This window comes from Campylobacter sp. (assembly GCF_030528245.1).
GTDB lineage: Bacteria > Campylobacterota > Campylobacteria > Campylobacterales > Campylobacteraceae > Campylobacter_D.
Genome location: NZ_JAUMZG010000010.1, coordinates 18,129 through 39,868 on the forward strand (window position 1 = coordinate 18,129; position 21,740 = coordinate 39,868).

28 protein-coding genes and 1 pseudogene are annotated in these 21,740 nt (G+C 45.4%); 20 read left to right on the top strand and 9 right to left on the bottom strand.

All coding sequences use genetic code 11. The features are described 5' to 3' along the window. The first annotated feature begins 36 nt into the window (after window positions 1-36). The 5 genes from fliW to Q4A73_RS03060 are packed head-to-tail and all read left to right on the top strand — an operon-like array spanning window position 37 to window position 2,593. Window positions 37-426 carry a flagellar assembly protein FliW gene (gene fliW, locus Q4A73_RS03040; protein WP_303205989.1) on the top strand — a complete coding sequence of 130 codons (390 nt, stop codon included), beginning with the start codon at window positions 37-39 and terminating at the stop codon, window positions 424-426. Further along, a complete protein-coding gene (locus Q4A73_RS03045; protein WP_303205964.1) occupies window positions 423-1,160 on the top strand; it encodes a pyrroline-5-carboxylate reductase in 738 nt (245 codons plus the stop codon). The genes fliW and Q4A73_RS03045 overlap by 4 nt, the downstream gene beginning before the upstream one ends. Further along, a complete protein-coding gene (locus Q4A73_RS03050) occupies window positions 1,157-1,471 on the top strand; it encodes a type II secretion system protein (RefSeq protein WP_303205965.1) in 315 nt (104 codons plus the stop codon). Before Q4A73_RS03045 ends, Q4A73_RS03050 begins: the two co-directional genes overlap by 4 nt. Beyond that, window positions 1,437-2,144, top strand: a complete 708-nt coding sequence (locus Q4A73_RS03055; protein WP_303205966.1) for a type II secretion system protein — start codon at window positions 1,437-1,439, stop codon at window positions 2,142-2,144. The genes Q4A73_RS03050 and Q4A73_RS03055 overlap by 35 nt, the downstream gene beginning before the upstream one ends. Further along, window positions 2,141-2,593 carry a hypothetical protein gene (locus Q4A73_RS03060; protein WP_303205967.1) on the top strand — a complete coding sequence of 151 codons (453 nt, stop codon included), beginning with the start codon at window positions 2,141-2,143 and terminating at the stop codon, window positions 2,591-2,593. The genes Q4A73_RS03055 and Q4A73_RS03060 overlap by 4 nt, the downstream gene beginning before the upstream one ends. An 8-nt stretch (window positions 2,594-2,601) precedes the next feature. On the opposite strand, the gene rpsR is transcribed toward Q4A73_RS03060, so the two are convergent. From rpsR to pgsA, 5 genes are all read right to left on the bottom strand, one after another. Further along, on the bottom strand, window positions 2,602-2,862 hold the full coding sequence (gene rpsR, locus Q4A73_RS03065) for a 30S ribosomal protein S18 (RefSeq protein WP_303205968.1): 261 nt from the start codon (window positions 2,860-2,862) through the stop codon (window positions 2,602-2,604). A 12-nt stretch (window positions 2,863-2,874) separates the two neighbouring features. Next, the gene (locus Q4A73_RS03070) at window positions 2,875-3,357 is read right to left on the bottom strand and encodes a single-stranded DNA-binding protein (protein WP_303205969.1); all 483 of its coding nucleotides are present in this window, start codon (window positions 3,355-3,357) and stop codon (window positions 2,875-2,877) included. Window positions 3,358-3,365: 8 nt separating this feature from the next. Then, the gene (rpsF, locus tag Q4A73_RS03075; protein WP_303205970.1) at window positions 3,366-3,743 is read right to left on the bottom strand and encodes a 30S ribosomal protein S6; all 378 of its coding nucleotides are present in this window, start codon (window positions 3,741-3,743) and stop codon (window positions 3,366-3,368) included. An 82-nt stretch (window positions 3,744-3,825) separates the two neighbouring features. Then, entirely contained in the window at window positions 3,826-4,935 is a 1,110-nt protein-coding gene (gene rseP / locus Q4A73_RS03080; protein WP_303205971.1) for an RIP metalloprotease RseP, read from the bottom strand. Continuing rightward, window positions 4,932-5,468, bottom strand: coding sequence for a CDP-diacylglycerol--glycerol-3-phosphate 3-phosphatidyltransferase (gene pgsA, locus Q4A73_RS03085; RefSeq protein ID WP_303205972.1), 537 nt, complete (start codon window positions 5,466-5,468; stop codon window positions 4,932-4,934). Before pgsA ends, rseP begins: the two co-directional genes overlap by 4 nt. Before the next feature lie 141 nt (window positions 5,469-5,609). Here pgsA and Q4A73_RS03090 point away from each other — a divergent pair, with 141 nt between their 5' ends. Then, entirely contained in the window at window positions 5,610-5,984 is a 375-nt protein-coding gene (locus Q4A73_RS03090) for a thioesterase family protein (protein ID WP_303205973.1), read from the top strand. Here Q4A73_RS03090 and Q4A73_RS03095 read toward each other — a convergent pair. Genes Q4A73_RS03095 through Q4A73_RS03105 form a run of 3 tightly spaced genes read right to left on the bottom strand, consistent with a single transcriptional unit; the run spans window position 5,976 to window position 8,241 of the window. Then, a complete protein-coding gene (locus tag Q4A73_RS03095; RefSeq protein ID WP_303205974.1) occupies window positions 5,976-7,166 on the bottom strand; it encodes a hypothetical protein in 1,191 nt (396 codons plus the stop codon). The genes Q4A73_RS03090 and Q4A73_RS03095 overlap by 9 nt on opposite strands. Then, window positions 7,163-7,771 carry a uracil-DNA glycosylase family protein gene (locus Q4A73_RS03100; RefSeq protein WP_303205990.1) on the bottom strand — a complete coding sequence of 203 codons (609 nt, stop codon included), beginning with the start codon at window positions 7,769-7,771 and terminating at the stop codon, window positions 7,163-7,165. Before Q4A73_RS03100 ends, Q4A73_RS03095 begins: the two co-directional genes overlap by 4 nt. Further along, entirely contained in the window at window positions 7,768-8,241 is a 474-nt protein-coding gene (locus Q4A73_RS03105; protein ID WP_303205975.1) for a GNAT family N-acetyltransferase, read from the bottom strand. Before Q4A73_RS03105 ends, Q4A73_RS03100 begins: the two co-directional genes overlap by 4 nt. Window positions 8,242-8,375: 134 nt before the next feature. On the opposite strand from Q4A73_RS03105, the gene rpmH reads away from it, so the two are divergent. The 14 genes from rpmH to Q4A73_RS03175 all read left to right on the top strand — a co-directional run bounded on the left by rpmH (window position 8,376) and on the right by Q4A73_RS03175 (window position 21,184). Continuing rightward, entirely contained in the window at window positions 8,376-8,510 is a 135-nt protein-coding gene (gene rpmH, locus Q4A73_RS03110; protein ID WP_303205976.1) for a 50S ribosomal protein L34, read from the top strand. After that, complete coding sequence (rnpA, locus tag Q4A73_RS03115; protein ID WP_303205977.1) at window positions 8,507-8,833, top strand: ribonuclease P protein component; 327 nt, start codon at window positions 8,507-8,509, stop codon at window positions 8,831-8,833. Before rpmH ends, rnpA begins: the two co-directional genes overlap by 4 nt. Further along, window positions 8,821-9,171, top strand: coding sequence for a membrane protein insertion efficiency factor YidD (gene yidD, locus Q4A73_RS03120; RefSeq protein ID WP_303205978.1), 351 nt, complete (start codon window positions 8,821-8,823; stop codon window positions 9,169-9,171). Before rnpA ends, yidD begins: the two co-directional genes overlap by 13 nt. Then, window positions 9,168-10,760 (top strand): membrane protein insertase YidC, encoded by a 1,593-nt coding sequence (gene yidC, locus Q4A73_RS03125; protein WP_303205979.1) that lies wholly within the window; start codon window positions 9,168-9,170, stop codon window positions 10,758-10,760. Before yidD ends, yidC begins: the two co-directional genes overlap by 4 nt. Beyond that, window positions 10,757-11,596, top strand: a complete 840-nt coding sequence (locus Q4A73_RS03130; RefSeq protein ID WP_303205980.1) for a Jag N-terminal domain-containing protein — start codon at window positions 10,757-10,759, stop codon at window positions 11,594-11,596. The genes yidC and Q4A73_RS03130 overlap by 4 nt, the downstream gene beginning before the upstream one ends. Continuing rightward, entirely contained in the window at window positions 11,581-12,909 is a 1,329-nt protein-coding gene (gene mnmE, locus Q4A73_RS03135) for a tRNA uridine-5-carboxymethylaminomethyl(34) synthesis GTPase MnmE (RefSeq protein WP_303205981.1), read from the top strand. The genes Q4A73_RS03130 and mnmE overlap by 16 nt, the downstream gene beginning before the upstream one ends. Before the next feature lie 10 nt (window positions 12,910-12,919). Continuing rightward, window positions 12,920-15,097 (top strand): phosphoribosylformylglycinamidine synthase subunit PurL, encoded by a 2,178-nt coding sequence (gene purL, locus Q4A73_RS03140; RefSeq protein ID WP_303205982.1) that lies wholly within the window; start codon window positions 12,920-12,922, stop codon window positions 15,095-15,097. After that, window positions 15,094-15,864 (top strand): molecular chaperone DjiA, encoded by a 771-nt coding sequence (locus Q4A73_RS03145; protein WP_303205983.1) that lies wholly within the window; start codon window positions 15,094-15,096, stop codon window positions 15,862-15,864. Before purL ends, Q4A73_RS03145 begins: the two co-directional genes overlap by 4 nt. Before the next feature lie 53 nt (window positions 15,865-15,917). Further along, window positions 15,918-17,450 (top strand): bifunctional phosphoribosylaminoimidazolecarboxamide formyltransferase/IMP cyclohydrolase, encoded by a 1,533-nt coding sequence (purH, locus tag Q4A73_RS03150; RefSeq protein WP_303205991.1) that lies wholly within the window; start codon window positions 15,918-15,920, stop codon window positions 17,448-17,450. A 54-nt stretch (window positions 17,451-17,504) separates the two neighbouring features. Next, window positions 17,505-17,942 carry an META domain-containing protein gene (locus Q4A73_RS03155; RefSeq protein WP_303205984.1) on the top strand — a complete coding sequence of 146 codons (438 nt, stop codon included), beginning with the start codon at window positions 17,505-17,507 and terminating at the stop codon, window positions 17,940-17,942. A 79-nt stretch (window positions 17,943-18,021) separates the two neighbouring features. Continuing rightward, window positions 18,022-19,005, top strand: a complete 984-nt coding sequence (locus Q4A73_RS03160; protein ID WP_303205985.1) for an agmatine deiminase family protein — start codon at window positions 18,022-18,024, stop codon at window positions 19,003-19,005. Continuing rightward, complete coding sequence (locus Q4A73_RS03165) at window positions 18,996-19,883, top strand: cation diffusion facilitator family transporter (RefSeq protein WP_303205986.1); 888 nt, start codon at window positions 18,996-18,998, stop codon at window positions 19,881-19,883. The genes Q4A73_RS03160 and Q4A73_RS03165 overlap by 10 nt, the downstream gene beginning before the upstream one ends. Next, a complete protein-coding gene (locus Q4A73_RS03170) occupies window positions 19,880-20,749 on the top strand; it encodes a carbon-nitrogen hydrolase (protein WP_303205987.1) in 870 nt (289 codons plus the stop codon). The genes Q4A73_RS03165 and Q4A73_RS03170 overlap by 4 nt, the downstream gene beginning before the upstream one ends. 9 nt (window positions 20,750-20,758) lie before the next feature. Next, window positions 20,759-21,184, top strand: a complete 426-nt coding sequence (locus tag Q4A73_RS03175; RefSeq protein WP_303205988.1) for a hypothetical protein — start codon at window positions 20,759-20,761, stop codon at window positions 21,182-21,184. Between the two features lie 429 nt (window positions 21,185-21,613). Here the strand turns inward: Q4A73_RS03175 and Q4A73_RS03180 are convergent. Next, a pseudogene (locus tag Q4A73_RS03180) lies at window positions 21,614-21,740 on the bottom strand (peptidase C39); the annotation flags it as partial.

Here is a 21,740-nt window from a genome sequence, read left to right on the forward strand (position 1 = left end):
AAATCATAAATTGAAGGAGAAAGCATGTCGGATAAAATAAAGTTGGCAGTTAAGTGCCCTATTTTAGGCTTTGAGGAAACGAGAAGCATGGAATTTTCAACCATTGATGAATTGTTTGTGAGGCTTAAAAGCTTGGATGGTCAAGATTTTTCTTTCATTCTGATCAACCCCTACCTCATCAGACCCGATTACGAATTTGACATTCCCACCTACTATCAGGAGCTTTTGGCTCTGACTCCAGAGTCCGATATGCGCGTGTTTAACATCGTGGCGATCGCAAAAACCATCGAGGAGTCCACTGTGAATTTTCTAGCGCCTGTGGTGATCAATTTGGACAATAATTCCATGGTGCAGGTGATTTTGGACACCGCAAATTATCCCGATTTTTTCCAAGGCGAAAAAATTGCCAACTACATCAAAAAATGAAGCCCGAAATTTACATTCTAGCCAATGGCTCCATGGCTCAGGCCCTCGCCTGTGGTTTGCGAGAGGATTATAAAGTTTTCATCGTTGGACGCGATCCGCAAAAGCTCCAAAAGCTCTCTTCTTCGGGCTTTGAAACCCTACTTTATGAGGAATTTGAGCTTGAGGGCAGGGATGTTATTTTGGCCTTCAAGCCCTACGCCCTAAAGAGCGTGGCTGAGATTTTAAGGGGCAGGGCGAGGGTTGTGCTTTCTGTTTTGGCGCAAGTAGATTTTGCGGCGCTTTCTTGCATCAAGGCGCAGAATGTCGTGCGGATCATGCCCAATATCGCCGCCAAATATAGGGCCTCAACGACCCCTTGCGTTTTTTTAAATTCCAAATTCAAGGACGAAATTTTACGCCTTGTGCGAAGTTTTGGAAGCGTTTATGAGCTGGGCGATGAGAGGGACATGGCGAGCGCGATGGCTTTGAGTGGCTGCGCGCCTGCGTTTTTAGCCTTGGTGGCTGAGGCTTTGTCGAATGGGGGCGTTTATGGGGGGCTGCAAAAAAATTTGAGTGCCGAGCTTGTGCGGGGGCTTTTTCAAAGCTTTAGCGCGCTTTTAAATCACGAGCATCCCGCGCTCATCAAGGAAAATATCTGCTCGCCTGCTGGGGTTACGATAAGGGGCGTGAAGGCCTTGGAGGATAGGGCTGTGCGTGCGGCATTCATTGAGGCGGTGCGCGTCAGCTCGCAATGAAAGCCGCCTTTTCTTTGCTTGAGCTTGTTTTTGCCATCGTTATCCTGTCCTTTGTGTTTTCTAGCGCCTCCGTTTTTTACCGACAAATTTACAAAAACTACGAAACTTTGGAGCTTTTTGAGAGGCTTTACGGGCTTGAAAAAAGGCTTTTTTATCATTCTGGTGCGAGGGGGATCGTCCTGCAAACTGACGAGCTAAAAGATGTGCGGCTTGATGAAAAAAGCGTGAGCGATGGGCTTTTTGAGTTTAAAAAATTAGACGCCAGTGGGCAGGGATATGAGGGGTATTTTTACGATGAAAAGGGCCTTTAGCCTGCTTGAAATGACGATAGCGATGGCGGTTTTTAGCATTTTGATTGCGCTGGTTGCTCCCATTTTGCGAGAATTTTACCTCCTGCATTTTAAGGCCCTGAGACAGAATGAAGCCATGCTCGATCTCAACATAGCCCTTATGAGCGTGGATAAGCTTTTTTCTCATTGCGTCCAAGTGAGGATTTATAATGAAGGCTTTCATTGCGCCCTGAGGGATGAGGAGAGTGTCTTTGACTTGGAAAATCATAAGCTTTTTTTAAGAAATTCCTCGCTGATTTTGGATAAAAACGGAACTTTATATTCTCCAAAAAGTGATTTCAAGCTCGCTTTGCAAAATCGTTGGGATTTGTTCGCCGATAAGGAAAAAAAAATCTACATCCTAAAAGATGGAAAAATTCAAACCCTCTCCCTTGAAAATGGAAAAATTTTAGCCCCAAATTTGAGCGGTGGGATCTTCATACTCTTGCAGGCTGGATTGGACTTGAGGCTTGAGGATGGGATTTTAAAATACGAACTAAGACCGCGCTTTTTTAGCGATGCGCTGATGCAAAACGGCATCATGGCAGAAAGGATCACGCGCTTTACCCTTAGAAAACAGGGGGAAAATTTTTTCCTCAAAATTTGCACGCAAGATGAGGGGGTGGAGTATTGTCTGGAAAAGATTTTGCGATGAAGAGGGCTTATATTTTGCTAAGCGTCATCTTTGTGGTAACGATGGTGGGTCTTTGGCTGAGTGCGAGCTTTACGAGCTCAAGTTATGCGGCAAGGATACTGAGCGACACTTACGCTTATTTGCAGGCTAGAATCCTTGCTCAAAATTCTAAAAATCTCGCCAAATACTTTCTCTATCTGGCCAAAAAAGAAGGAAAGCAATGCTTAAATTCCATCACTTTTTCCTACCCGGGACCCAACGACAAGGTGAGGATGGACTATTTTTACACCATTGCAGAATGCAAAAATCATCAACTGCAAAAAATCAACCCAGATGCTAACCTATCAAAAGATGGAGTCATAATCGTAAGCGTGGGCGTGGCCCTGCGTCAAAATTTAAGCGTCAATGAGGAAATTTTTGTTCAAAAAACCTTAAGGCTTCTGGCGAAGGAGAGCTTTTGGAAGCCTTAAATTTAAAATCACAATCCTTCAAAAGGATTGCCCACCACATCTTTTCTATCAACGATGTAGGGGATGAGCGCTACATGTCTGGCGCGCTTGATGGCCACCTCGACCATTTCTTGGTATTTCTTGCTCGTGCCCGTCAAACGTCGGGGCATGATTTTAAACCTCTCAGATAGCGCATACTTCAACATCGCTGTGTCTTTATAGTCGATAAATTCAACCTTTGCTTCGGTGTATTTGCAATATTTGCGAGAGTATTTTCTTTTTTCTGCCATGTTTTATCCTTTCTAAAATGGTAAATCGCTGTTGTCATTATCATAGGCATCAACATCGATTTCTTTGATTTTTTCCTGATTTTTTGGGTTTGATTTTGTCCTAGAATGCGAAGCCTCGCTGGTGTAGGGGTCATAGCTTTGATTTTCTCGGGCAGGATGCGCCCCTCCCCCCGTATTGCTGCCCAGCATTTCCATGTTTTCAACCTGAACGCTATGCTTGGAGCGATTTTGTCCATTTTGATCGCTCCACTGATCGAATCTCAAGCGCCCCTCGATGAGAATTTTGCTCCCCTTTGAAAGGTATTGATTAGCCACCTCAGCAGTCCTGCCGTAAAAAGTAAGATCGATGAAGCAGGTCTCCTCACGCCTCTCGCCGTTTGAGTTGTAGCGTCTGGTTACCGCGATGGCCGATGAGCCTATGGCTGTGCCACTTTGCCCATAACGCATCTCTATATTTCTGGTCAAATTCCCTACCAAAACAACTTTATTAAACATTTTCTAGCCTACTGAATTTCTGGTGTTTCTAGAGCTTTGATTTCTTTTTTTGACTGCTTGATGCCGTGGCTGAGCCTATCCCAAGCGGCGATTTCTTTCTTGCTTTCATACTTGACGATCAAAAATCTTATCACCTCTTCTGTGATTCTTATAACCCTCTCAAGCTCGGCAATGAGGCTCGTAGGGGATTTAAAATAAATGACAAAATAGGTCCCACGCTCGTATTTTTTGATTTTATAAGCAAGCTTTCTCGTCCCCATCGGCACGACGGTTTCGATGAGTGCGCCATTTTTTGTAAGAATTTCTTTGATGAAATCCACCTTCACGCTCACTTCTTCCTCAGTCAGCGTAGGCTTTAAGATGAATAAAACCTCGTAGTGTTTCATATGTTCTCCTTGTGGATATTAAGCCCATTTTCACAGGCAAGGATGAGGGCGTGATTGTATAAAAATATGCTTAATTTTAGTTTTAAAATTTTCCCATCGCCCTCATGATGTCGTTAAAGGTTGCAAAAATCATGAGCGCCAAAAGCACAGCCATGCCCCCATAGCTGAGGTATTCAAAGGCCTTTGGATGAATTTTTCGCCCAAAGATCATCTCGTAAAGATTGAAAAAAATATGCCCACCATCGAGCATGGGTATGGGAAGGAGGTTTAAAATTCCAAGATTGATCGAAATGAGAGCCGTGATGAACAAAAGCAGAGCGAGGCTCATCCCGGCCGCCCTTGAGGTCAGATCCACCATCGTGATGATCCCGCCCAAATTCTTGGCCTCTATCTCCCCGCCTATGAGCTTGACAAGCCCCTTAAGGATCAGGGTGGAAGCCTTCAAACTCTCATCAAGCGCGTATTTGAGCCCGCCAAATTCCCTATGATACACCACCACCCTCTCAGTGCCCGGAGCGATGCCAAGCTGAGCTTTGGGGACGATTTGCCCGAAGTCATTATAGCCTTGCGCGAGCTTGGGCGTGAGGGTGAGGGATAGCTCCTGCCCCTCCCGCTGGATGCGTAAATTCGTGGGTCGTTGTGCGAGTAGGGGGGCGATCGCATCAAAGCTTTGAATTGCGACCCCGTCGATTGAGAGGATTTTGTCCCCCATTTGCAGTCCCGCCTCGTAAGCGGCCGAATTTTCCGCCACTGCGCCGATTTTTGCGGCGGGTTTTTCCAGACCCCAATGCGCGATGAAAACGTAAAGCAAAAAGGCTAGAAAAAGGTTGAAAAAGGGCCCCGCAAAGAGGATATAAATTTTTTTCATCGGGCTTAAAATGGAGTAGCTGTCTTTTTCAAAAATTTCCCGAGCCGGGTTCAGGTCATCCTGCCCCTTGAGCTTGACATAACCCCCTAGCGGCAGGGCACTGAGGCGGTATTTTGTGTTTTGAAATTCTTTTTCTAGGAGGGCCTTTCCAAAGCCTATGCTGAAAATTTCCACCCTCACGCCCAAAGATTTAGCCGCCAAAAAATGCCCAAGCTCGTGAAAAAAAATCAAAAAAGAGATCACCAAAACGGTCGCTAAAAATTCCACAGAATAAAATTTCAAGCCCAAAACAAGGATAAAAATCACAAAAATCAAGCTTTTCATGCGGCCTTAGCCCTCGCGTGCTTGGCGTATTGATAGACATACTCAAAGCCAGAATAAAGGGTCAAAACTAGGGCGATGTGGAGTAGGATTTCCCCCAGGACCCAGTCCATCATCAAAAAAATGATGGCGCTCATTTGGAAGGCGGTTTTGAGCTTGCCCGCAAAGGAGGCGGCGAGCTTTAAATTCTCACTCGCCATCACCACCCTAAAGCCCGTGATGAAAAATTCCCGCACTAGGATGAGGTAAATCACCCATTCGTTCGCACGCGCTAGGATCAAAAGCCCCAAAAATGCGGCCAAGGTCAGCATTTTGTCCGCAAGGGGGTCTAAAATTTCGCCCAGTTTTGTCGTCTGCTGCCATTCCCTCGCGATGAAGCCGTCAAAAAAGTCGCTTAACGCCGCCAGAGAAAAAATCAGGGCGGCAAAATAATTGATCCAACTTTGATGCACATTTTCAAAATGAAAACTCAAAACAAAAAAAAGCAGAGGCGCTAAAATCATCCTCACAAGCGCTAGGATATTGGGTAAATTCATCAGCAACCTTGAACTAAATTTAAAATTATTTTATGAAAGAATTGTGAATTGTTTTTAAATTTTTCAAAGGTCAGTTTGATAATTTAAAACAGACCGAGTGCAATGCTACATTTGTAGGATATCAATAACAAAGGTACAGACATGAAAATACGCGTTTATTATGAGGATACGGATGCTGGTGGGGTGGTGTATCATAGCAATTATTTGAAATTCTGTGAGCGTGCAAGGAGCGAGCTATTTTTTCAAAAAGGTGCGGATATTTTTGACTCAAAACGGGGACATTTTGTGCTGAGCCGGGCCGATTGCTCCTTTTTGAAGCCTGCAAAACTTGGCGATGTGATCGAGGTGAGGACGCAAATTTTAAGGCTAAGGGTCGCCAGTGTGAATTTGCGCCAAGAAATTTACAAGGACACGGAGAGGATTTTTGTGGGCGACTTTGTTTTGGCCCTTGTGAAAGACTCAAAACCAGCAAGGATCGAAGGTGAGCTGCGCAGGCTTTTTGAGGCGCTATTTTAGCTCTTCAAAATTGGCCTCGAGTGCCTTCATGATGCGGACCTTGTAGATGATTTGTGAATTTTCCATCTTTTCTTCAAAAATTCTCTCATTTTTGCTCAAAAAATTCGCGTAAAAATAATCCACTCCAACGCTTGTCGCGTAGGCCACCCAGTTGTAATCAAGGCTTTGGGAAAAAATTTCGTTGAGATAGCTTAAATTTTCATCCCCATTAGCGATGGAATTAGCGATGAGGAGCTTTTTTCTGTCATTGGGCTGGGTGAGGCTTAAAAGGGCTGGATTGTAATTGATTTGCGTGGAGAGCAAAATGTGCGGGCGGACATTGTAAATGCGAAGCTGAGAGCTCACAAGGGCTGTTTTGATGAGGGGGGTGTTGAGAAAGATGGAGTCCCAATTCAAAGAGCCCTGCGACCTCAAAAGTCTCGCAAAATCGATCTTATCCGCGGCTAGGGAGTAGATGTTCGCGCTGGGTTCTTGGGCGCTGAGTTTCGCGTTCAGGGCGTTTGAGAGGGATGAGCCATCACCAAAGGCGGCGATCTGCGCACTTTGGGCAAATTTCAAAAGGGTGGCGATTTGCGCGTCATAGTCGATGCCCCCAAAGTGGATATTTTCGTGCTGGATTGGGCTGTCGTTTTTATGGACGGTTGGGATGAAAATTTTTAATTTTCCGCTGTAATTTTCCAAGGCAATCACGCCTTTTGTAGTGAGGCCGGCGATGACGTATTGGTAGTTTTGTGCTTCGATTTTTTGCAGGGCCTCGTTGATTTTGGCGCTATCTTCTGTGCCGATGAGAAAGACCCTGATCCCGATCTGCGCCCTTTGCCTCAAAAGGTAGGCTATGCTTGAGTTGATGATGGTGTTTGTGTAGTTTTTGATCGTCTTTTCTGGGATGATGAGAGCGAGTTTTACGGAGCTCGTTTTTTGCAAATTTTTGTCAAAATCAGTGATGGAGTTGAGGAGTTTTGCGTGGATGTTGGAGAGGAGTTGATTGCCCGTTTCTACGAACTGGCTCAAAAAACTCAAATAAAGCCCCGATTGCAAAAGCTCAAGCAAGCAGGTTTCATTGCAACTCTCCTCGCTTAAATTCACATAGCTTTCACTGGGCACCTGAAGGTCCAAAAGCTCCTGTTTTTTCGCGCTCAAAAGGCTTAGGCTTAGTAGCAGTATGGTGAGAGTCTTTTTCATAGGTATCCTTTTATCTTCATCAAATCGCTAACGAATTCTTTTTTTTGACTGGGGTTTTTGTCCAAAAATTCCAAAGAAAAACTTGCCAAAATGAAAAAATTTTTGTGGGCAAAAATCCCACCGCGAGTGCTGCTAAAATCCGAAAAACCCAGAGCCCTGAAGGCATATTCACCGAGGCAAAGTAGAATTTTTGGCCGGATGATTTCTATTTCATTCCAAAAAAATGGTAGGCAGGATTGTAGTGAAAAATCGTCATGGTTTCCGCCGCTAAAGCATTTGAAAACGTAAGAAAGATAAAATTCGTCGCGGCCAAGTCCTAAGGCATCTTTAAGGTATCTTTGCAAAATTTCCCCCTTGCTGCCGTTTAGCAAAAGCCCACTTTCGTTTTCGCTTTTTTGCGCGTGAGTGTCTAGGATGAGCAGTTTGACGCTTTTTTCTGCCCTCTCCATGAGGGGGTGTTTTCTAGATTTGTAAAAATTACAAAGCGTGCAGCTAGAAACGCTAGAGTATAGGGCTTTGAAGTGATCGATTTTTTGGGGCCCCAAACGCGCCCTATCGGCGAAATCATAACCCATAGCCTTGAGATAATACAAAGAGCGGATCATAGCTTGCAAATTTTGGCCAAATCCTCACCTTCGAGGCAGTAGGTTCTAAGCTCGTCCATATGCCTAGCATTGAGACCTTGGTAGAAATTTATCCCCAGCGTGTTTTCGTTGAGACAGACCCAGGTGAGCTTTTGGATGTTTTCTTTTTGACAAAGCTCGGCTAAGAATTTAAAAATCTGCCTCCCATAACCCTTGCGGCGAAAATTTTTTTTGATGTAGATGTCCTCAATGTAAATCCCCCTGCAACCCCGAAATGAAGAAAAGGTATAAAAAAACATCAAATAGCCTATGATTTCTTGATTTTCCCTCAAAATGAAGGCCCGGCCAAAATCATTTTTAAAAAACAAATCGTTCAGTTTTTTTTTGTTGGTTTGCAGGCATTTTTTTTCATAATCGGCAAATTCCTTAAGCAAAATGAGCAAGGAGTTCAAGTCCTTTTTTTTCAAAGCTTTGATGTGAAATTCCTTCATCCGCACGACCTCTCATAAGCCTTTATTGGGGCAAATTAAAGCACTAAATCTAGCAAATTTATTCTTATATTAAAAGCAATTTTAAGTAATTTTGAATTAAAATACTCGCTTAATTTTATTTTAAGGTTAAAGCGATGAAAAGGACTTATCAGCCACATAAAACTCCCAAAAAACGCACACACGGCTTTCGTATGCGTATGAAAACCAAAAACGGTCGCAAGATCATCAACGCAAGGCGCGCGAAGGGCAGAAAAAGACTCGCTGTGTGAGGGAATTCTCAAAATTCAGGCAAAGCAAAGAATTTGCGACAGTTTATCGAGAGGGTAAGAGGTGGCATTGTCAGGGGATGATTATTTTTTACCTTCGGGGTCCGGAGAAAAAGATGGCGGTTGTTGCGAGTAAGAAGGTCGGGAAAGCGGTGGCGAGAAACAGAGCCAAGCGCCTTTTAAGAGCCTTGTTTTTTAGATTTGAAAATAGGCTTGAGTCGGGAAAATATATCCTCGTCGCCAAAAATGAAATCACGCTTCACCCCTTCTTGACATTGGAAAAAAATTTAAAATGGGGTTTGAGTAACATACGATGTTTAAAATAGCGTTTTTAGCCTCGCTGCGTTTTTATCAAAGCGTTTTAAGCCCCCTCAAACCCCCCGTTTGTCGGTATTATCCCAGTTGCTCCCATTACGCGCTGTGGCAGCTTGAAAAGAATCATCCCTTCCGTGCCTTTGTGCGGATATTTTTTAGAATTTTAAAATGCAATCCCCTCTTTAAAGGTGGCTTTGACTATCCTAAAATTTCAAAAAAATTTCGCCCTGCGAATTTTTGCTTCAAGCCGTTTTTTTTAGCTCAAAAGCCCTTGAAATTCTTATATGTGCCTCGTGGTGGCGGGGATTTTTATCTCATTAAAATTGTCTTCAAAAGGATCCAAGCGTGAATCAATCCAATAACATTTTGCAGCAAAAAAGAATTTTACTGGCCGTTGTACTTTCTTTCGTGTTTTTTGTCGTTTATGATTATTTTTTCATACCCAAAAAGCCGCTGGGTGTCGAGCAAAATATCACGCAAAATCATAACGCCACCTCAAGCATTGAAGCGCCTCAAATTTCAAGCGCCACAAAGCAAAATTTAAATCCCCAGCAGGGTGTCAATTCCAGCAAAAGCATCGCCAAAATAGAAAGCGAGTATTTTCAGGCCGAGCTTGACTCTTTGGGTCGTATTTCCAGCTTCTACCTCAAGGATGAAAAATACCAAAATGAAAAGGGCGAAAGGATCAACCTCATCTCTCAAACGAGCGATCTGCGCCCCCTCGAGCTACGATTTAGCGAGGCTCAGATCAATGAAGAGGCCTATAAAACCCCCTACACAGCCGATAACGCCTCCCTTTTCATCGATGCAAATTCCAGCAAGACGATAAAACTGACTCAAAATTTATCCCAGCTTAGGGTTGAAAAAATTCTCACCTTCCACCCGAATGGAAACTACGAAGTGGAGGTCAGGCTCAGTAAGAACACGCCCTTTTTCATCACCCCCGGATCCAGGCCTGATGTCGCTGTGGATGCCTACACCGTGCATGGGGCACTAGTGCTTGATGGTAAGGATACCATCCATACCTTTGAGGATGAGGACGTGAAGAATGACGAAAAGATAGAGCAGGCCTTCATCGCTTCGGCCTTTGATAGGTATTACGCGAGCTTTTTTTACAATTTTGACAGGCCCCTAAACATCATCATTTCTAAAGATGACAAGCACAATCCGCAAATTTTCGCCTTCGCGCACAATAATTTCAAGGCCGGAGCCTACATAGGCGCTAAGGAGCACAGCCTTTTAAGGGCCATCGATGAGAGGCTTGATGATGTGGTGGAATTTGGCTGGTTCACCTTCATCGCTAAGCCTATGTTTGCCTTTTTGAATTTCTTGCATCAATACATTGGCAATTGGGGCTGGGCTATTGTGGTGCTGACTTTGATCGTGCGGGTTATTCTTTTTCCGTTGACTTACAAATCGATGATTTCTATGAATAAGCTCAAGGATTTAGCGCCCAAGATGAAAGAGATCAGAGAGCGCTATAAGGGCGATCCGCAAAAGATGAATGTGCAAATGATGGAGCTTTATAAAAAGCACGGCGCAAATCCCATGAGCGGATGTTTGCCCATACTTTTGCAAATTCCTATCTTTTTCGCCATTTATCGCGTCTTACTCAACACCATCGAGCTCAAAGCCGCGCCTTGGGATTTTTGGATACACGATTTGTCCGTGATGGATCCCTACTTCATCCTGCCGATTTTAATGGGCGCGACCATGTTTTTACAGCAGCTCATCACCCCCATGACCATACAAGATCCCATACAGGCTAAGATTATGAAATTCTTACCCGTGATTTTTACCTTTTTCTTCATCACCTTTCCGGCGGGGCTTACGCTTTATTGGTTTGTGAATAATCTTTGCTCCCTAGCGCAGCAATGGGTCATCAATAAAATTTTTGCCAAAGAGCATCATAAAAAAGAAGGCGAGAAAACAAAATGAGGATAGAGGCAAAGGATTTGCAAAGTGCGTTGATTGAGGCTTCTGGGCAGCTTGAATGCTCGGTTATGGATTTGGAGTATCAAATTTTGCAGCAGCACAGAAGCGGTTTTTTAGGCTTTGGGAGGAAAAATGCCATCATCGAATGCCACAAAAAAGTGAAAAAAAAGCCACTTCAAAAAGAAGCGAAAGCTTTCTACAAAAACGAAGAAAAAGAAGCGCCTCAATTTAAAAAAGAAGAGCATAAAATCAAGGAGGAAAGCAACCAAAACACGCCTCCAGCGCCCACTCTAAAACGAAAATACATCGTCAAAAACGAAGCCATTTTTGATAGCTTTCACAGGGAGGATTTGGAGGATAAAAATTCAGACGACACCGTGCTTGAAATTAAAATTCAGCTTGAAAAACTCCTAAAAAATTCGCATTTTAACATTGCCTTGATCGACATAAAAATGCAGGATAAGACTTGCATTTTTATCCATCTTGACGGTGAGGATGCGGCCCTGATGATAGGCAAGGAAGCCCACAGATACAGGGCTTTGTCCTATCTTTTACATCATTGGATCAATCTTAAATATAACTTATTTGTGCGTCTTGAAATCGCACAATTTTTAGAAAAACAAAGGCAGGCGATGCGACTTTATCTTGAGGGTGTGATTGCAAGGGTGGAGCAAAATGGCAGGGGACAGACCAAGCCACTTGATGGGGTTTTGATAAAGATTGCCCTTGAAGAATTGCGCGCCAAATTCCCGCACAAATATGTCGGCATCAAGCAAAATAATGACCAAAAATTCGTCATTGTCAATGATTTTTTTGAAAAAAGATGGACCCGACCATAGCCGCCCTAGCCACCGCCTACGGAAGGGGCGCGATTTCTATCGTAAGAGTGAGCGGAGAAAGGGCTTTGGAGCTGGGCTTAAAACTCACTCAAAGGCAAAATTTCACCCCACGCTATGCCCATTTTTGCAAACTTTACACGCGAAATTTTGACTTCATCGACGAGGCCATCGTCATATATTTTAAGGCGCCCTTCAGCTTTACGGGTGAGGATGTGGTGGAGTTTCAAACCCACGGCGGCACGACTGTGGGTGAAATTTTACTCGAAGAGCTTGCGGCTTTGGGGGCCTGCTTTGCGAAGGCGGGGGAATTTAGCAAACGTGCCTGCCTTAATGGCAAAATGACTCCCCTCAAAGCCTTAAATATTCAGGATTTAATCCAAGCTAAATCCAACCACGCCGCCAAACTCATCGCCAGAAATATGCAGGGCAGGACGGGAGAATTGGTGGAGAAAATTCGCGCCGAGCTGGTGAAAACCCTTGCTTTTGTGGAGACAAGCATCGACTATGCGGATGATGATTTGCCTCAGGATTTACTGCGACAAATCGCCACTTTATGCGAGGAAAATGCAAAAATTTTAAGCGAAATTCACAGCCTAGCCCAGAGCAAAAAGGGGCTTTTGGAAGGCTTTAAAATCCTCATACTTGGAAAGCCCAATGTTGGCAAAAGCTCACTTTTAAACGCCCTTTTATCCTACGAAAGGGCCATCGTTTCAGACCTTGCTGGCACCACGCGCGATACGGTGGAGGAAAATTTCAAACTCGGCACACATTTGCTAACAATCATCGACACAGCAGGCATCAGAGAGGGTGAGGATGAGGTCGAAAAAAGGGGCATAGAGCGGAGCAAAAAAAAGCTCCTAGAAGCGGACATCATCCTCGCGCTTTTTGACGCCTCAAGGCTTGAGGACGATGAGGACAGGCAAATTTACGCCCTGCTTGAAAACAGCCCTTCAAAAATCTTCTACCTGCTCAACAAAAGCGACCTACAGGAGCTTTTTGTGCCCACGCGCAGCTTTCCCTTCATCAAAATCAGCACCAAAGAGGACTTAGCGCCCCTTAAAAACGAGCTAGAAAGCTATCTTAATGGCCTTGATGGTGAGGGTTTTTTGACTTGCTCGATGGACTTCATTGAGGCTTGTAGATCAGCCAGCGGAGCGATAATGAGGGCTAAAAAACTGCTTGATGGTGGGGTTTTGGAGCTTTTCGCCTTTGAGCTGAATGTGGCCCTTGATCATTTGGCAAAATTCACTAAGGATTTTCAAAGGAGTGAAATATTGGATGAAATGTTTAGTAATTTTTGTTTGGGAAAATAAAGGATAAACAATGGACAAAGCCATCATCAAGGCCCACAAAATCAGCGATGAAGAATACGCACGGATTTTAGAATTTCTAGGACGTGAGCCCAATTTATTAGAGCTTGGCGTTATTTCTGCGATGTGGAGTGAGCACTGCTCGTATAAATCTAGCAAGAAATATTTGAGCGGCTTTCCCACAGAGGCGCCTTGGGTTTTGCAGGGGCCTGGTGAGAATGCAGGCGTGATCGACATCGGCAAGGGCTACGCGGCGGTTTTTAAGGTTGAGAGTCATAACCACCCTAGCTTCATCGAGCCCTTTGCGGGCGCGGCCACGGGTGTGGGGGGCATCATGCGGGATGTCTTCACGATGGGGGCGCGTGTGGTTGCGGGGATGAATTCCTTGAAATTCGGCGACATCCACGATGCCAAATACGCCCCCTTGCACAAATACCTCCTCAGGGGCGTTGTGAGCGGGATTTCTCACTATGGCAATTGCACGGGCGTGCCGACTGTGGGCGGGGAGTGCGGCTTTGATGCGTGCTACAACGGCAACATCCTAGTCAACGCTTTCGCCTTGGGCGTTTGCAAGATTGAGGAGCTTTTTTACGCCAAGGCTGAGGGCGTGGGAAATTCTGTCATTTATGTGGGCTCAAAGACAGGACGGGACGGGCTTGGTGGGGCGGTGATGAGCTCTGAGAGCTTTAACGAGAGCAGCAAGGCCCTGCGTCCCACTGTGCAAATTGGCGATCCCTTCAGTGAAAAGCTTTTGATGGAGGCTTGCCTGGAGCTTTTTAAGAGCGATTTCATCATCGGCATACAGGACATGGGTGCGGCAGGGCTTACTTCGAGTGCTTTTGAAATGGCCGGCCGAAGCGGCAGTGGGATGCGCTTGGAGCTTGATAAAACGCCGATGCGCGAGGAGGGCATGACGCCCTATGAGCTGATGCTTAGCGAGAGTCAGGAGCGGATGCTCATTTGTGCAAAAAAGGGCTACGAGGCGGAGGTGGTAAAAATTTTTGAAAAATGGGGTCTGGATGCGGTGGTGATGGGCGAGGTTACCGACACGGGGAAGATGGAGCTTTTTTGGCACGGTGAGCTTGTGGGCTGCTTGCCCATCGCGCCTTTGAGTGAGAACGCTCCCATTTTAGACCGTCCTGTGCGTGAGCCTGGGTATTTGGCTGGACTTGGGGACTATAAATTTGAGCTAAAATTAAGCCCCAACGAGCTTTTGAAAAGAATTTTAAAAAACGAAAACGCCAACAACAAGGCCTTCATTTACGAGCAATTTGACGCCACTGTGCAAACCAACACCCTCAAAGCAGACGGGGCCCTGGGCGCTAGCGTGATACGCGTGAAGGAAAACGGCGCGGCCCTGGCGATGGCTGTGGAGTGCAATGCCTCCCTAAGCTATGTCGATGCGAGGCTGGGCGCGGCCTACAATGTCGCCGCTGTGGGGAGGAAGATCACCTGCGCGGGGGCTAGAATTCTAGCGATCAGCGACTGCCTCAATTTTGGCAACCCGCAAAATCCCGAAGTGATGTGGCAGTTTGCCAAGAGCTGCGAGGGCATCAAGGAGGCTTGCAGGGCCTTAAATGCCCCTGTGGTGAGCGGGAATGTCAGTCTTTACAACGAAAGCGAGGGGGTGAGCATCCATCCAAGCCCTACCATAGTGGGCGTGGGGCTGCTCGAAAATGCTGAGGATACCCTAAAATCAAGCACGAACGAGTCTGGGGTGTGCTTTTATCTCTTGGGCCGGACGCAGGGCGCGTTTGCTGCCTCACTCGCGGCAAAGGTGCAGGATGGCAAGGTCGCGGGGAGCTTGAGGGCGCTTGATTATGCGGCCGAGCTTGCCCTTTGGAATTTGCTTTTTGAGGCCAATCAAAAGCATCTTTTGGAGTGCGCTTTGAGTGTGGGCTCTGGGGGCGTGGCACTGGCCTTAGCAAAGATCATAGCTCTTTCAAAACGGGGCGGAATTTTTGAAAATCCCTTCGAAAACGAGGCCCTGCTTTTTGATGAGAGCCCGGGGAGGGCCATCGTGGGTGTGAGGGATGAGGGATTTTTGACCCTGGCGCGAAATTGGGGCGTGAGAGCTTGTAGGCTTGGGGTTAGCACGGAGGAGGAGGCGTTCACTTTGGGAAGCATAACTTTGAGCAAAAAAGAGCTTGAGAGGCTTTATTTTGAGAGTTTTAGGGAGCAAATTTTATGAGTTTCATTTTAATCCTTTTGGTGATTTTGGTTTTTTACTGGTTTTATAAAACTTGGGGAAAAAGTGAGTTTCTCAACGCCGCAGGCCGCGGGAGCAAGGGCTTTGCCAGAGGCTTTGTGCGGGGTGTGATGGAGGAGAGGGTGGAGGAATTTAAAAGGCGGATGAACTACTATGTCATCGCGCTTTTGGCCAAGATCGCAAAGAGCGATGGTAGGATCAGCCAGCAAGAGGCGGATATGATCGGCGAGCTTTTAAACGCCAACGCTAAGGACGCCAAGGAGAGAGAATTTTTAAAGGCGAGTTTTAATGAGCATAAGGAAAATTTAAGCGATGCCTCCTTGGTGGCGGAGGAATTTTTAAGGGAGGTGCCCCTGCCTCAAAACGAGCGCCTTAATGTGCTTAGGGTGCTTGTTTTCATGGCCCTGATCGACGGGGAATTCCACGCGAAAAAAAGGGAAATTTTAGAGCAGATTACCCTGGCTTTTGGGCTTTCTTTGGGGGTGCTTGAGGAGTGCATTGCCCAGCTTGGGGCCTTGAAAAAAACGCGAAAGACGATGGATTTGAGCGAGGCTTATGCGCTTTTAGAGCTTGATGAGGGGGCGGATTTATCCGCACTGAAGCGTCAATATAGGGCCCTGGCGAAAAAATACCATCCCGATATTTTAAACGCCAACAAGGTCAGCGAGGATGAGCTCAAGCAGGGCGTGGAGAAATTTCAAAAAATCAACGAGGCCTATGAGCTTGTGAAAAAGCATTTGCAACGCTAGGGCTTGGAATTTTAAAGGAGTGATGAGTGGGGGATTGCAAAAACGAAAAAACCATGAGGGCCTTGCTGAGTGTGAGCGATAAGGATGGCGTGGTGGAATTTGCTAGGGGGCTTTTGAATTTGGGCTTTGAGCTGCTTTCTACGGGCGGGACCTTCAGGCTTTTGAAAGAGCAGGGCCTAAGGGTGGAGGAGGTGAGCGCATTTACCGGGAGTGCGGAGCTTTTTGGGGGGAGGGTGAAGACCCTTCATCCTAAAATCCACGGCGGAATTTTGCATAAAAGAGATGATGCGAATCATCTGCGAGAAGCTAGGGAAAATGGGATTTTGAGCATAGATTTGTTGGGTGTGAATTTATACCCCTTTCAAAAAACCACGATGCATAGCGATGATTTTGAGGAGATTGTTGAAAATATCGACATCGGCGGCCCGGCGATGATCAGAAGCGGGGCGAAAAACTATAAATCCGTGCTGGTCGTGTGCGATGCGGCTGATTATGCGGGGGTGCTTGCGAGGCTGGAGGAGGGTAGGGACGATGAGGAATTTCGCCGCGGGCTGATGATAAAGGCTTTTGAGCACACGGCCGCCTATGATGCCTACATCGCCAACTACATGAACGGGCGTTTTAATGGGGGCTTTGGGGCGCGGCATTTCATCACGGGGAGTAAGGTTTTGGACACAAAATACGGCGAAAATCCGCATCAAAGGGGGGCCTTGTATGAATTTGGGGCCTTTTTTAGCCTCAATTTTAAGGCCTTGAAGGGGGAGGCTAGCTTTAACAATCTCACCGACATCAATGCGGCCTTGAATTTGGCCTCCGCTTTTGGCCAAAGATCTGCTGTGGCTATCATCAAGCACGGCAATCCTTGTGGCTTTGCGGTGAAAAATTCCCTGCTTGAAAGCTATGAGGAGGCTTTGCGGTGCGATAGCATCAGCGCTTATGGGGGTGTGGTGGCGATCAATGGGACCTTGGATGAGGCTTTGGCGGAGAAAATCAACGAAAGCTATGTGGAGCTCATCATCGCGGCGAATGTGAAAGAGGAGGCCTTGAAGGCTTTTGAGGGGCGGAGGAGGGTTAAAATTTTTACCCAAGAAAATTCTCATCTGGTGCGGAATTTTGACCGCTATGATTTTAGGCACATTGACGGAGGCTTTCTTCTGCAAACGAGCGATGAGGTGGGGGAGGATGAGCTCAAAAATGCCGTTTTGAAAAGCAAGAGGGGGGCGAGTGAGGGTGAGCTAAGAGACCTCGCCATCGCCCTTAAAATCGCTGCTTTTACCAAGTCCAACAATGTCGTTTATGTGAAGGACGCGGCGATGCTTGCGGTGGGGATGGGGATGACCAGTCGCATCGATGCGGCCAAGGCGGCTGTGCGCAAGGCTGAGGAGATGGGGCTTGATTTGCAAGGCTGTGTTCTGGCTAGCGAGGCCTTTTTTCCTTTCAGGGATAGCATCGATGAAGCTTTTAAGGTGGGTGTTAGCGCGGTGGTGCAGCCTGGCGGGAGTATAAGGGATGATGAGGTGATCGCTGCTGCGAACGAATACGATATGGCCTTGTATTTTACGGGGGTGCGGCACTTTTTGCACTGAGGTTGTGTTAAAAAATTTATGCCACAATCGCGAAAATTTTTGAAAGGAGAGGGAATGAAAAAATTTTTAATGCCGCTTTTGTTTTTGGCTTTTTTGATGGGCTGTGCGAAGGAGCCTACGAACCTCACGCAAAATCAAGCTCAAATTAGCGTTTTGGCTTCTTTGGTGGGGCAGAATTTGAAGATAGAAAAAATCATCCTTGCTCAAAAAGAGCTTAGGGCAGAGGGTGCTGAGGAGGGCGCTAGTATCAACTTTGAAAAGGATAAATTCTACGGGAGTTCGGGGTGCAATCGCTTTTTTGGTGCTTATGAGAGTGATGGGGAGAATGTGCAAATCGATGGGGCCGCGGCGACGCAAATGCTTTGCCAACCTAGGGAGCTGATGGACTTTGAAAGCGCTTTGCTCACGCATTTTAAGGGGAATTTTAAACTCAGTAGGGAGGGGGGTAAAATTCTTTTGAAGAGCGAGGAGATGAGCATTTATCTTCAGTAAAAATTTAAATTTTGGGCTGAATTTGACAAAACAATAAAAAATGTTAGAATGCGGTTTTATTATCAAAAAGGTTATTTAAATGATAAAATCCATAGCCGAGTGGAGCGAGCAGGATTATCTGATCCTAGCTCTTGCGCATGAAAAAACCGATTGGAAGCCCTACCTAGCAGAAATTTTGCAATCTTATGAGGATTTTGTGGAACTTGCTAGCACCTTTCAAAAGGTCCTGCTCATCGCGCCCAGCGAGGAGGATTTTGAGCCTTTTTTGCGCTTTAAAAATGTGGAATTTTTCCAATACACCTGCAACGACACTTGGATTAGGGATTTTGGAGCGATCGATGTGTGGGAAAATGGAAGACTGAAGAGCCTTGATTTCACCTTCAATGCTTGGGGGGGGAAATTTGAAAGCGCCTTGGATAATGCCCTCAATGCCGAACTTTTTTCACAAAAATTCCAAAGCAGACTTGAGGATGTCGGTTTGGTTTTGGAGGGCGGAAGCGTTGATTTTAACGGAGCTGGCGCCATGCTTACGACCGAGCATTGCCTTTTAAATTCCAAGCGCAACGCTCATCTCAACAAAGCAGAGCTTGAGGCAAGGCTCAAGAAGCTTTTTGGACTCCATAGCATCATTTGGCTGAAAAATGGCTTCATCATCGGCGATGATACCGACCATCACATCGATACCTTGGCGCGCTTTATTGACGCACAAACCATCATCTACTGCGCCTGTGAGGATGAGGATGATCCGCATTTTTTACCCCTCAAGGCTATGGAGGCCGAGCTTTTAAAAACGCCCTTCAAGTGCATCCCCGTGCCCCTACCCAAGCCCCTATTTTACGAGGGTAGGAGGCTGGGAGCTAGCTATGCGAATTTTGTCTTTGTCAATGGAGGCCTGATCCTGCCCTTTTATCAGGATGAAAAAGACGAGCTTGTGCGCGACATCTTGCAAAAGGCCCTGCCAGAGTGTAGGGTTGTGGGCGTGGATGCGCGGGTGTTTTTGAGACAAAACGGCTCATTGCACTGCTCGTGTCAAAATCGCTTCAAGGGGGAGAGATGGATTTAGCTAAAAAAGCGACGATTATCGCCTTAATTTGTGCCTTTTTTTTGGCTTTTGTGAAATTTATCGCCGGGATTTTAAGCGGCTCTGTGGCGGTGCTTGCAAGCGCTATCGATTCCATGATTGATTTTGCCATTTCTGCTTTCAATTTCCTAGCCCTCAAAAAATCCTCATCAAAGCCCAACACACGCTATAATTTTGGCTTTTCAAAGATCGAGGCCCTCGCGGGTTTTGTGGAGGGCTGCTTTATTTTTGCTGTGGGAATTTTCATTTTTTATCAAAGTGTTTTAAAAATTTATCACAACGAGTCCGTGGATGATTTGAATTTGGGCGTGGGGGTGATGATTTTTGCGCTTATTCTGACATTTTTGCTGGTGCTTTACCTTTCTCATGTGGCGAAAAAAACCAAGAGCTTGGTGGTCGAGAGCGATTGTTTGCATTATAAGAGCGATTTGTTGAGCAATGCCCTCACCCTGCTGGCTCTGGCTTTGATTCATTTCACCCACTGGCACATCATCGATGCGATTTTTGGGATTGCTGTGAGTTTTTACACGGCTTATTCGGCGTTTGGTATCGTTAAAAAATCCCTGTCTTTTTTGATGGATAAGGCCTTGGATGATGAGCAAATTGGGCGGATTAAGGAGCTGATTGAAAGTCATAAAGAGGTCATTTCTTTCCACCATCTCAAAACGCGCAAAACCCCAAGCACCAATTATGTGAGCTTGCATTTGGTCTTTTGTCCCATCATTTCTCTTTTGAATGCGCATAGGATTTCGGATGAGATCGAGGAGGGTATCCGCGCCCTTTGCAAGGATGAAAAATGGGAGCTTCAAATTCATCTTGACCCCTACGATGATCAAGAAGAGGAAAGGAAAAGGCTATGAAAATCGCACTCATCCAGCAAAAATATCAAGGCAGCAAAGAGGCTATGCGGGCAAAAACTTGCGAACTCATCGCAGGGGCCGCGAGGGAGGGAGCCGAGCTTGTGTGCCTTTCTGAGCTGCATCAAAATGAGTATTTTTGTCAGAGCGAGGATGTGAAATTTTTCGCCTACGCTGAGGACTATGAGCGGGATGTGAAATTTTGGGCAGGGGTGGCGAGGGAATGGGGCATCGTTTTGCTGACCAGTCTTTTTGAAAGGCGTGCTGCTGGGCTTTATCACAATACGGCCGTGGTGTTTGAAAAGGACGGCTCAGTGGCGGGCAAATACCGCAAAATGCACATTCCTGATGATCCGCAGTTTTATGAGAAATTTTATTTTACGCCGGGGGATTTGGGCTTTGAGCCGATTAAGACGAGCGTGGGGAAGCTTGGGGTGCTGATTTGCTGGGATCAGTGGTATCCTGAGGCGGCGCGATTGATGGCCTTAAAGGGGGCGGAAATTTTGATCTACCCCACGGCGATTGGGTGGTTTGACGCTGATGAGCCTGAGGAGAAAAAAAGACAGCTTGAGGCTTGGCTTGGGGTGCAAAGGGGGCATGCCATCGCTAATGGCTTGGCGGTGATTGCCATCAATCGCGTGGGCTTTGAAAAGGATACGAGTGGAGTGGGGGATGGGATCAGATTTTGGGGGAATTCTTTTGTTTTTGGACCGCAGGGGGAGGAGATTTTCAGAGCGGGGGAGGAGGAGTGCGTGAAAATCCTTGAGCTTGACGGGGCGAGGAGCGAGAAGGTGCGTCAGTGGTGGCCCTTTTTGCGCGATAGGCGGATAGAGTATTTTGGGGACTTGAGCAGGAGGTTTGTGGAATAATCATAAAAAATGAGCCAAATCCAAAGCGAAGCTGCCCAAATCTTACAAATGCAAAGGGGTGAGGATAAAAGACTAACAGGCAGACAACGCATAGAGCCCAGAAAATACGCCCAAATGAAAGAAGCAGAGAAAAGGGAAAGGGAAAAATTAATACAAGAGCTAGAAAACGAAACCATACCACAAAAGCAAATAAAAGCGATTTTAGAAGGCTTTAGAAAGCAAAGCATTGGTAAGGGTTACCCAAAAGAATTTTTTAAAGAATTAAGCGATTTAAAGCAAAATACAAAAGAAACCGCACTTAAAGATTTAGAAACACTTTTAAATGATTTGTCTAAAAGGATACGAAGTCCAAAAAAACGAAAAAGAGCTTTTAAAACAAGAGTTAGAAAAACTAAAAGAGCAAAAAAACGAGGAATTAGAAAACAAACCAAATAAATGGTTAAAAAATAACTTTAACTCCAAAGATCTTTCACAATCAAAAAGTTTATGATTTTTGTTTTCCGTTCCTTTTTGAAATTAAGCCAAAATGGAAATATTATTTTGGGATTTAATTGAGCAATATTCTTGTTTTATCATAAGATTGCGTTCTATTCATTTTATAAACTTCTTGAGGTGTGAGCAAATATCCACAAATTTTCATTTACAATACCCCCAATATTTTACAAATTGCATTAAGACCAGATTCTTATAAAATTCTCTATGCGTATTGCATTCACTTAATATCCGAACCATAAGCATAAATTTTAGTGCAACCATCAGTATCATAATGCCAAGTTGCTGCAAAAATATTAGACAGACAACCGCATTTTTTTACTCTTTAATTGAATATTATTCTGCATTGGAATGATTGTAAATTGTATAAAATTAATACAAACTAAAAGGACTAAAATCAAAATATAAAGATTTTGGAGTGTTTAGTTTGAAAAGTTTTAGCTCTTTTTTAGGATTAACAACTAAAGCAAATCCACCTTTATTATACCTATCCCAAATG